At 36.5% G+C, this 11,483-nt stretch carries 9 protein-coding genes; 4 read left to right on the top strand and 5 right to left on the bottom strand.

All coding sequences use genetic code 11. The annotated features are described in order from the left end of the window. Positions 1-193: 193 nt before the first annotated feature. Positions 194-319: a hypothetical protein gene (locus NZ519_07325; GenBank protein MCS7028565.1), complete on the top strand. Its 126-nt coding sequence runs from the start codon at positions 194-196 to the stop codon at positions 317-319. Positions 320-362: 43 nt separating this feature from the next. Beyond that, the gene (locus NZ519_07320; GenBank protein ID MCS7028564.1) at positions 363-2,336 is read left to right on the top strand and encodes a hypothetical protein; all 1,974 of its coding nucleotides are present in this window, start codon (positions 363-365) and stop codon (positions 2,334-2,336) included. A 16-nt stretch (positions 2,337-2,352) separates the two neighbouring features. Here NZ519_07320 and NZ519_07315 read toward each other — a convergent pair whose 3' ends face one another. Genes NZ519_07315 through NZ519_07300 form a run of 4 tightly spaced genes read right to left on the bottom strand, consistent with a single transcriptional unit; the run spans position 2,353 to position 4,902 of the window. Then, positions 2,353-3,195, bottom strand: coding sequence for a hypothetical protein (locus NZ519_07315; protein ID MCS7028563.1), 843 nt, complete (start codon positions 3,193-3,195; stop codon positions 2,353-2,355). 24 nt (positions 3,196-3,219) lie between these two features. Further along, positions 3,220-4,521, bottom strand: coding sequence for a DUF1015 domain-containing protein (locus tag NZ519_07310; protein MCS7028562.1), 1,302 nt, complete (start codon positions 4,519-4,521; stop codon positions 3,220-3,222). A gap of 33 nt (positions 4,522-4,554) precedes the next feature. Then, positions 4,555-4,725, bottom strand: coding sequence for a hypothetical protein (locus tag NZ519_07305; GenBank protein ID MCS7028561.1), 171 nt, complete (start codon positions 4,723-4,725; stop codon positions 4,555-4,557). Then, complete coding sequence (locus NZ519_07300) at positions 4,726-4,902, bottom strand: hypothetical protein (protein MCS7028560.1); 177 nt, start codon at positions 4,900-4,902, stop codon at positions 4,726-4,728. A gap of 155 nt (positions 4,903-5,057) precedes the next feature. Between NZ519_07300 and NZ519_07295 the strand changes: the two genes are divergently transcribed. Next, positions 5,058-7,634 carry a DUF5686 and carboxypeptidase regulatory-like domain-containing protein gene (locus NZ519_07295; protein MCS7028559.1) on the top strand — a complete coding sequence of 859 codons (2,577 nt, stop codon included), beginning with the start codon at positions 5,058-5,060 and terminating at the stop codon, positions 7,632-7,634. 12 nt (positions 7,635-7,646) lie between these two features. Here the strand turns inward: NZ519_07295 and NZ519_07290 are convergent, their stop codons facing one another. After that, positions 7,647-9,914, bottom strand: a complete 2,268-nt coding sequence (locus tag NZ519_07290; GenBank protein MCS7028558.1) for a tetratricopeptide repeat protein — start codon at positions 9,912-9,914, stop codon at positions 7,647-7,649. Positions 9,915-10,029: 115 nt separating this feature from the next. On the opposite strand from NZ519_07290, the gene NZ519_07285 reads away from it, so the two are divergent. Next, positions 10,030-11,253 (top strand): polysaccharide biosynthesis C-terminal domain-containing protein, encoded by a 1,224-nt coding sequence (locus NZ519_07285; protein ID MCS7028557.1) that lies wholly within the window; start codon positions 10,030-10,032, stop codon positions 11,251-11,253. Positions 11,254-11,483 lie beyond the last annotated feature (230 nt).

Raw genomic sequence — 11,483 nt, 5'->3', positions numbered from 1 at the left:
CTTATTTACTGTGTCTTTCAACAATGAAAAGACATTTATTTTTTCATACTGTACAAAAGTACAGTTTTTTTGTATCTACTATTAAGAACTTAAAAAATGTCACTCATATTGGTATAAGCCTACTTTTTCTATATATGAAATATGAAAGTCTTTTTCTAATTTTTAGGGATTAATTTTTTTAGCTTACCTTTTTGTGGGCGTTTCGCTTGCAATCATTCCCATAAGGTCGGTGTGCTGCGGGCTACATGCGAAATGCCCTGACCTTTGCGCAGCAAGGGGCACGCCCAAAAAAATAAAATTATCACACAATCTCGCATAGAATTCTATTCTGCTGCACTGTTTTATTTTCGTATTTTTGTTTGATGCTATGTAGGTATCTACTACTTTGGACTGTACTTTGGAACAGCCTACACGCACAGCAACATACCTACAATGGATGGACTATTATGCCCAAAGACACCATTTACGTGTGGGCAATATTCGCTCAAATTGACAATTTACCTAACTATGAAAATCCAAATTGGAAGGTAAATGAACTTCCCCCTTATTCAAAGTGGCTCTTAGATGAAGCACCTAACCAAAACAAAGCCCCTCATAACTATACACAATTTTTCAAAGAAATGAGCTTGGGGCGATTTTGTGTACTTGGAGAAAGCTATCCAGAGTTAGTTCGTGTGCATAAACCTGAAGATATCAATTCTTTTTATGAACTTAACGGAATAGTTATTGATAGCATCATAGCACGATTAAAAAAACCTAATCCGCCCACTATAAACTTTGACAAAATGGATATATGGAGCAACGGTAGTCCCTACTTACCTAAAAAGAAAGAAAAAGATGGAATTATTGATTTTGTTTTTTTTATCTATCGCAATGGGGAGCATACTAAGTTTGTAGGTTCGCAAGGCGGAGTAGTAAGCACATGCAGCCGAACTATATCAGGTAAACAGTTTGGAAATGGTTTTACTTTGGCAAATGGAATTTCTGAAACTTATCCGCGCATGCTTTTGACGCATGAATTTGGGCATAACTTGTTGGGCGATAATAGCTATCATAGTGCAGGGGGCGCACACAGTTGGAACGATGCTCGCGGCGAATATAATTTTCGATTTACTTCTACTTCAGGCTGGGGACTTTTAGGTGCCTTATGCAGCGACGTGTTCAACTGTATAAACGCTTGGGATAGGTGGCGATTGGGCTGGTTGGGAAATTTTTACGATATAGATAAAAGTAAAGGAACTCAAATTATCACACTGCGGGACTTTGTTACTACAGGGGATGCGCTGCGAATTAAATTGCCAAATATACCTGTCCAAAATGAAAATAATGTAGTAGAGGGCATACAAGACCAATATCTTTGGTTAGAAAATCATCAAAAAATAAGCGTTTTTGACCAAAAAAATTTTGAACCTCTGTACTGCAACGATATAGGAAATTTCAAATTTCCCGATAACCTTAAAAAAGGAATATACATTTTTCAACAAATTGGAAGAAACAGCTTAACCAATCCGCATGCGCAGCCTGTGGAAGATCATATTCGTTTTTTATCCGCCGAAGGTAATTTTGACTATGAACTAGGAAATATTCGTAGATTTTGCTACGGTCAAGAGCCCCATGTGCTTATTCCTGCTTTACCTAATCCTCTGACAGGATTCAACGATTTTGACAAACAAAAACATGAAATTGGCGGAGTTTTGAAATTATGCCCTGTGTATATTAAGCAGGTCAATGGAATTGATACCGTAATATGGTCCCAACGCGGTGATGAACTAGATGCATGGCAAAAAGGAGATAGAATAAGTATGGATACAAACCCTAGTACAGCAAGTTTTGCAAGATATTACCTGCCTTATCCTAAAAATCCTCAAAGGAATTACATTTATCTCAATGGTTTAGCTATCAGAATAATAGACCAAAACTCAAATGGAGATATTACACTTGAAGTTCGTTTTGATGATTTTGATATCCGAAATAATGTTCGCTGGTGTGGTAAAATTGTATCTACGGAACAAATTCACCTTTTACCTCGCAGAACTATTTTGTTAGACAAAGGCAAAAGCGCACTTTGTGGCGTTAAACTGAAAGAAAGCGGAGATTACGCCCCACTAACTGAACTACATTTGAATGCAGGTTCAATCACTGTATTAGAAAAAAACAGTAAAATTTTACTTCAAAATCAATCTACTTTGTACATTCACTCAGGTGCAAAACTTATTATCCATAAAGGTAAAATTGTAGCAAATGATCAAAGCCGTATCATAGTTGAGGAAGGCGCAGAAATAATTGTTAACAAAGAACAAAAACTTATTTCGGGGATAGTACAAAAAATAGAATGAAAGTTTGACAACAATTTTACTCTATAATATCCATATCTTTTCCATCCAAGTGGTAAGCACCCAAAGCATTTGCGTATGCGCCGTGTTGCACAAAAACTAATTCTTTTTGCATAAAATCTTGATATTGTAAAAGCAAGGACTTTAATGGGCTGTCATTTTCTATGTTAGAACCAATACAAACCACTTGCTTGAAACCTGAAAATTCAGGAACAAGATCTATCAGTATAATATCTCGGATAGCACCGATGGCAATCATATTCAAAAAACCGATTTGGATGTCGGATTTTGGGGTATCTGGTTGTGCTTTGGCTAAATGAGCTACTAATAAATTCCCTTCTGGCTTAGATGCCGTTTCGGCAATTTTATCTTTCAATAGAAGCTCTACATTTTCTAATTTTCCTTCTTTGGCTATATTCAAAAAATCTGTAAAATGAGCATAGCCCAAAAATTTACTCATTCCGTACAAAAAACCTCCTGCAAGTGCATTGCCCAATGGAAATTTACGTACGCTTGCCCCGCGTACACGCGTATAGGAAGTCCCCGTGCCAATGGAAACCAGCAAATAATCTTGAACATGAGATTTACCTTGCTGCGCTAGCAAATAATTCACACCTGCCACTTGATTGAGCAACTCTGCCATAATGGCATCACCTTTTCTCTTTCGCAGCTCAAAACCATTGATTAAAGGTAAATGGTTTAGCCCAATACCTGTAATGTGCAGCTGCGTAATTCGTTTTTTTTGTAACTTACGTAACAAAACGTCCAAAGGCTGATGAGCTGTACTGTCAAACTGCCATTGACCATCCTCTTGCCAAACTGCTTTGATTAGTGTGCTTCCTACGTCAAAACCTGCTTTCATACTTCCAACACATTAAGAACATATTTACGCAAAGTTTGTGCCTATATGAAATTGTGTCATAAACGGAGATTGGTTATCTTGTTCGTCAATAGAACCAAATACAAAACCACAAATAACTTTGGGATAAAAATAGGTTGATTTCATAGGCATAATTTGTCCTGATTCACAAACTTGTTGCATTTGTTCTTTTGACACGCTATTCATGATGAAGGCAATATTAGCTTCGCCAAAATGAATTTTTTGTGCTACTACTTTCTCATCTCGCAAAAAAGAAAGATTTTGCCAAGATCGCTGCGATTCAATGTCTATTCCCATAATGTTCTCAAAAATACCGTAGTGCAGCAAAGTGTAATCCAAATTTTTCAGTACGCTATTCATTTTTTGAGGTATAATTCGTTCTATATCCACTTTTAGCCGAGCAATGTACTTTGCTTGTGCAGTGATTATCCCAAAGGTATGTTTTTGACCTTGTATTTGCCAAGAGAGTAAAGATGAGTTGTCTACTTTCTGCAAGTTAAAATAAGGTTCAATTTGTTGTAATAAAGCTTTTTCATCTACATTCCTAAGCAGTCTATGAGTAGGGAGTATTCGTATGCCTTCGCTTTCCAAAGCAGTAAAGTACATTAAATGATAGTTATAGCCTTCTTTGCCTGTATGGTATGGATTATTCTTTTTTTGCTGAATGTAGTACCGCATGGAACTCTCATATCTGTGATGCCCATCAGCTAAATAGATATTTTTATTTTTAAGGTGATTCATGATGAAAATAATATCCTTAGCATCTTGGATAATAGCCATTCTATCTTCTACACCTTGATAATCCACGTAGCGATAAATAGGATTTTGCATGTACTTATCTAACAAAGGTTCTAATGTATGTTGGGGATCTGAATATAAGCCATGAGTAGGGCTAACGTTCATTTGGGTGTAGTGCAGTACTTCTGTTCGTTCTATAACAGAGTCAAGTAGAGTATTTTCATGAGGTAGTACTGTTTTTTCAATGTCGTTAAGTTGTAAGTTGGCGATAAAGCCTTTTCGTACATGTATTTTGCCTTGCAAAGAAAAATATTGATAATACACGTAAATTGAAGGCAATACATCTTTCAAAATAATTTTATCTCTTTTCCATTGATAGATGATAGACTGTAAATCTTGGGGAGTAGTACGAGGTACAGAGATATGGATAGAATTATAGGGACTAATTTCGTAAAGTTGTTTTCTTTGTGCGGGTGTGATAACATCAAAAAGTGGGGAGCAAAGTTTATTTAGGTTACCAAGTTGGGCAGTATTATACCGCCAAGCGTGCAAAGGATAGATATTTACCATTGAAAAACAAAATAAATAAAAAGAAACTTTGTTTTAGTACTTTTTTGGGCGTGCCCCTTGCTGACGCAAGGGTCGGGGCATTCCGCACTGCGCTTCGCTTCGGTACTTCGCTAACGCTTCGTACTGCCTAACGGCATGCTCCATGCCCCTCACGCAGATGACCTGTGCAATCATGTCTTTACCTTGTTTAAGCTTGAAGTACAATCACTTACAAGCTAAAACTTTGCATAATACACAGAGAAACGATGGTTTCAGAGATCCCTTGCGTGAGGCATGCGAAGGGCGTGCGTCAGCACGGTGCGCAGCGAAGCGTAGCACCGAAGCGATAGCGTAGCCCAAAGCACGCCGACCTTGTGGGCATGAGCGCAGCGAAACGCCCACAAGGGCACGCCCAAAAAAATAAAAAACTTAAACATAACTTAGCAAACCCCTACATAATGTTTAGTCAATAGACTTGAAAAGTCAGCATGTTTGATACAGACTTTTTACTGCTATCCGTTCTAAAACTTAGGTTCAGAAAATTTGTACTTTTGTCTATGATTTGGCGAACACACCTACTTTTTGTATTCTTTTTTTGCATTACAATAGCCCACACATATTGTCAAACCTACACTATTTACGGAACTATCCGAGATAGTGTTAGCAAAGAAGTTATTCCTTACGCAGCAGTACAAATAAAAGGTACTACCATAGGTACAAGCAGCAATGTAAAAGGCGAATACGTGCTCAATACACAGCAAAACGTAGTTACCTTGCAGTTCATTTTTATGGGTTACCGAACTCAAGAAATTACTTTATCGCTCAAATCTCCAAGAACAGAGTGTAATGTATTCCTTAATCCAAATGTAATTGAGATGAAAGAAGTTGTAGTAAACGCCAAAGATAATCCCGCTATTCGGATTATCAAAAAAGCCATAGAACATAAGTCAAAGAATAATGCTAAAATTGACCGTTGGCAGGCGAGTTCATACTCTAAGGTATTCATAGAGCTGGATAGTCTATCTGCAAGGATGATAGCTGCCATACAAAAACCTGAAACTAAGTCAGAAAGGAACAAAAATAAAGATAACAAAACCGTGTATTTAGATAAGAAAAGGGACTTAAATGCCTTTGTATTAGAAAATATCTCCACTACATATTTTGAAAAGCCGAATAAATACAAAGAAATTGTGCATGCCACTAAGGTAAGCGGAAGCAAAGAGTCTTTTAGTATGCTCCCTTCATTTGATTTGCTACAAACAAATTTTTATCAGAACAATGTAGAAGTGATAGGATTGAGTTTGGTTAGCCCAATTGCAGATGGGGCTTTGTGGTATTACAACTACGAGCTAGAGGGTTCTTTTTATCAAAATGGGCGCAAAATGTACAAAATTAACTTTGAACCGATTACTAACACAGGACCTACTTTCAAAGGTACAGTTTTCATTGATGCAGACACGTATGCTTTACAGTACATAGATGTAGTCAATCCTGGAGTTATCAACGTCAATTTTGTAACGGGTTTTCATGTTCGTCAGCAATATACTTTGGTAGATAGTTTGTGGCTAGTTTCGGAAAGCATATCCGATTTTGATTTTGACATTAGCTTAGGAATTCTGACTGTAAAGGGGCGTGCGAATAGCTTAGCACGGTTCAAGGACTATCAATTTCCTGCTCAAATGCAAAAGCGCTTTTTTAACAATGAATTGATGCGATTTGAGAAAGAATCTATGAATAAAGACAGTGTATATTGGCAAAAAAATAGACAAGTAGAGCTTGCTGATATAGAACGCAAAGCATATAAAAAGGCGGATTCTATTCAGAAAGTACAAGATTCTTTATCGCGCTCTCCCGATAGCTTAAAATATAAAAATAAGCGTTTTTCTATATCCGCAGGTGGGTCGGAAGGTACATCAGAACAGGGAATTCAAACTAACCTAAATCCTTTGGTTATTCATTTTAAGTATGGAAGCATAGGGTTAGATTTAGAAAATACGGACTTTAACGCAGTAGAAGGCTATTCTATGGGATTGTTTTGGCGTACAAGTGAAAGCTTTTCAAAAAAACTTAATTTGAGTGCTTTCTCTCGTTGGGGGTTTGCCGATGAAAAAGCTAAATGGAACATTAAAGCAGAGTACAGCCTTTCTAAAAAGTATCGGCTAAAAATGTATGCCCAGCATCGTTTTGATTGTGTAATGATAGGTAATGAGAAAATGATGAATAAAAACATCAACGCACTTTATTCTATGATTGCTAAACTCAACTATGCTAAATACAACTATGTTTTTGACTATCAATGGGGAATTTCTACTCGCTTTCCAAATGGTATCAAGGGCAAAATAGAAATGAATTATCAATCTTTTCATAATGCAGTCAATAATACTGAATATGGATGGGTGAGGAATAGAAATTATATGCCCAATTTAGCCATACCTGAATTTGAACAATGTGTGCTACATACTCAATGGCAATTAGTTTTTGCACAACCTTATATTACTTCTCCTAAAGGTCGTATCAATGTAGGTGAGTCTAAATATCCTAAAATACGCGTGAATTTTTGGTATGCTATTCCCAAAGTTATTCGCAGTAATGTAGAATATGCTCATACTCAGGTTCAGATTTTAGACGAAGTTAACCTCAAACGTTGGGGAAAAGGAACTTGGAAAGTTACCGCAGGTAAGATTATAGGTAATCACTTACCTTATCCTCTTTTAATGATATTCAGCGGTAACCAAACTATTGCATACAACGAACATTTTAATGTTATGCGTTACTACGAATTTATAGCAGATGAATATGCTACCTTTTACTATGACCACGATTTTGGGGGATTATTTTTTAACCGTATTCCTTGGATTAACCGGTATAAGCTTCGGAACGTAGCAGGGTTTAGGATAGTTTCGGGCAGTGTTCAAATGCAACATCTGCAAAAAGCTATGGGCAGAGATGTTTATTTTGACCAAACTCAATTTTTACCTATCCAAAGCCCATTTAGAGAACCTTACATGGAAGCAGGAGTGGGTATTACAAATTTGTTCAAAGTGCTGCGCATAGATATGTGGTGGCGATTAAACTATCACCAGCCTAATACGAGAAATTGGAATATCTGCGGTACACTAACGTTTAAGCTATAAGATGAAATTTATCTATGCACTCAAAGGTAGCTGAATATGCACTTCGGTTCTACCAGGTTCTGATGCAATATCAATTTTTCCATTGTATTTTTCTATTATTTTTTTACATAGATATAAGCCTAATCCTACACCTGAACCATCTATTTTTGTAGTAAAGAAGGGTTCAAATACACGAGGTAAAATATCTGCGGGAATTCCGTGCCCTGTGTCTGTAAAAATGATATTGAGAATTTTATCCTGTTCAAAAACGCGGATAGTTAATTTACCTTTGTTTTCCATAGCTTGAATAGCGTTGAATATTACATGCGTCCATACTTGTTTGATGGCTTCGGGATCAGCCGAGTAGATAGGGTTTATTTCATACTGCTTTTCTACTTCTATACCTTGTTTTAGATAATTGTTGTAAATAGCAAGCACTTCATCAATACTTTGAGTTATAGAAAAGGTTTGAGGTGTAGATTGAATTTCTTCGCCAATAAATAATTTAAGCGCAGATACAACTTTTTTAGTTTTATCGCTGGCTAATTCTATGGTATCTGTGTTAGCCTTTATGCTGCCGATATGTTTAGCTAATTCTAATACTTGAAGATTGTAGCCATTTTGGAATACAGGAATAAGGTCATCTACGGGGGGAATGATGCCCATTTTAACTAATTCATCAGCTAGCTTACTTGAATTATCTATACCTGCACTTTGAAAAGTTTCTTCAATGCTTTTACGATATTGGCGCGCTTCGCGAGTAGAGAGTTGCGTAGCATTAGCTTGTAAAATACGGTTCAAAAGGGGTTGAATATGGGATAAGTTCTGTGTAGAGAGCTCAGGTAATTTTTCTACTAAGTGGTGTAAAGACTGTTGAGAGAGTTGGACAGCAGATTTGACCGCACCTATGGGGGTATTGATTTCATGCGCAACATTTTTGACTAATTTACCCATAGCAGCCATTTTTTCGGCGAGAATGAGTTTTTCTTGGGCTTCTTGTAAGTCTTTGTAAGCCTGAGCAAGTTCATTTTTTTGTTGTGTAATTTGTTCATTTTGACGGGTAATTTCCGCATTTTTTTGAGCAAGTATCCGTGCGGTTCTTTGCTTGTTACGGTATCCAATAGCAATTAAAATTACTACTAATATAGACAGGGCTATTACGGCAATTAAGTACATTCCTATCTGCCTTAGTCTTTTAGCCTCCAATTCTTTGAGCTGCTTTTGGGCTTCTAATAGCTTCTTTTCACTTTCTAATTGAGTAATTTCCCCTTGCTGAGCTTGAATAACGTTCTCTTTTTGAGCAATTTCCTCATCTTTTTGTTTTGTAATTTCTTCATATTGACTTTTGAGCAAAGCTAACTTCAAAGCAGTTTCTCTACTTTGAGCTTCTTGGTGGATAGCGTTATACTTTTCGTAGCACTGCTTAGATTTTTGTTCATCACCTGCTTTTTCGTACATTTTATGCATTCTAAAATAAACGTCGGCTATTAAGCTAGGTTTTTTAGTTAAGTTGGCATACTGTAAAGCTTGATTGTATGCATTTTCAGCAAGTTTATATTTTTTGTCATCTTTATAGGCATCGCCAATGTTTGCATGGACAAGAGTAAGCTGTTCTTTGTCAGTATTTCCTTTTTGAGCTAAGGTAAAGTATTCGATAGCTTTTTTGGAATTCCTCTGTTTTAGATAAGCTACGCCAATTGCGTTATAAGCTTGATACAAAGCTGCGTTTTCGCCTGCATTTTGATAGTTAGTGATAGCTTTGTTGTAATAGTTGATAGCATCTTTGAGATTTCCCCTATCCGCAGAGCAATTGCCCATAGCAATATTCAAGTCGCCTGTGAGTTTAGGATTATTAGTTTTTTCAATATACTTGGCTGCTTTTTCATATTTAGACACAGCTTTTTTATACTCTTTTTGATCTTCGTAAGACTTGCCTATTAGGTAGTAAATTTGCCCCGTAAGTAAAGGTTCTTCATTTTTATCTAAGGCTTTTAGACCTTTTTCGTAATAGTCTATTGCTTTTTCATAGTTACCTACGCTAGCTTGTACCTTGCCTACCACTGCGTAGCTTTGTGCAATTGGAAGCGGATTACTTAGTTTTTTGGCTATTTCAAGACTCTGCATAGCATATTGCAGGGCTAATTCGGGGTTAGTTTCTACATTATTTTTAGCCAACTGGTGTAGAATTTCTATCTTTTCAGCATCAGATGCAGTTTTTAGCTTGTTTTCCAAAGCAGTTTGAGCAAAACCAATGTAGTAAAAAATAGTCCCCAAAGCAAATAGGTAAGCCAGCTTATACATATTACGAATATAGGACTTTTTGAAAAAATAAGAAACGAAATACGGAGATTACCTTGTATTTATTTGATATTCAGCGGTAAAAAATTAAAATTGTATATTGCACGGCTAAACGTGCATGCTTAGCAGTATTCAGATTTATCAAATTATCAGGTTTAGTAGTACGCTGTTGGTTTTTTGGGTATTTAGCCGCACTTTTTCTATTACCGAAGTAGGATTTATTGAAAAGAACCTTCTTATTGCAAATGTATGTACTTTTTTTTGGCTGCAAGCCGTACAAACGCACTTCCTCAAAAAACAAACTTACAGTTATGATGAGTATGCAAGTTTCATTTTATTAACTTCGTTATCTATTGGTATCATCTTATTGGTGTACAGCTTTTGGCATAAAGTCTACTTATTTTCAGCCTTGTACATATTTTTTTATCCTTTTGGGACATTGATAGAAATGTACTGGATTGCCCAACAGCAAAGTAAATCTTTGATATATTACAGTGTTATATTTTATGGACTATGGATAGTACTTATGATAGCTACAACCTACTTTTTTCGTTCTTTGTGGATCACTTATAGTGTGTGGATAGCAAGCTTGTTTTTAAGAAGCATATTTTGTTTGGTACGCGTATCTTTTCGTTTGAGGTTTTTGAGTTTTGATTTTTTGAAAAGTTTGTCTTGGTTGATGCTCACTTTTGCCATAGGGGGAAGTGCGGAATACATAGATGGCTTTTTGATTGACTTTTTATTTGGCAAAGAAGTGTTAGCTCAATTTAGGTATGGGGCAAGAGAACTGCCTATTTTTGTCATATTAGCTAATGGAATTTCCTTGTGGGCAACCCAGCAAGTGGCTCTTTCTACGGATAGCCATTTTGAACAAACTTTACTTGCTATTAAGAAAAAAAGTACAAAATACTTAGTTGTAGGGACGTTTATTAGCGTGCTGCTTATTTGTGTGTCCAGACCTTTGTACATATATGTATATGGAGCGCAGTATTTGGCGAGTAGTATTGTATTTGATATCATGTTAGTGATAGTAGTAAGCCGTTTTATTTTTTCAAATAGTGTGCTTTTAGGATTGAGTTTAGACAAGGTGCAATTAGTTATTACCTCTGTAGAGTTAGTTTTGAATGTGGTTTTATCTGTTGTGTTAGCGCGATTTTGGGGAATGTACGGCGTAGCCATAGCTACGGTTATAGCGTACTTATTAGAAAAAGTTCTATTAGCTGTGTATTTGCAGCGGAAAAAGAATGTAGCCTTTTGGAAATATGCGTCAATTTCAACGATTATGTTGAGCTATATCTTATTGGTAGGGACTTTGGTAGTCAAATACAGTTTTATCGTTTGAATACTTCAACTTATATCAATAGGGCATGTAATTCGGATGTATTGATTTGTTTAAGTAATTTGATTTTTTGGGCGTGCCCCTTGCTAACGCAAGGGTCGGGGCATTCCGCACTACGCTTTCGCTTCGGTACTTCGCTGCGCTTCGTACTGCCCTAACGGGCATGCTCCATGCCCCTCACGCAGATAACATAAGCAATTATGTCTTTACCTTGTTTAAGTTTGAAGTACAAG

The organism is Bacteroidia bacterium, from assembly GCA_025056095.1.
Lineage (GTDB): Bacteria > Bacteroidota > Bacteroidia > JANWVE01 > JANWVE01 > JANWVE01.
Note: the sequence above shows the minus strand (reverse complement) of the source record. Positions and strands in the feature narration are given on the sequence as shown.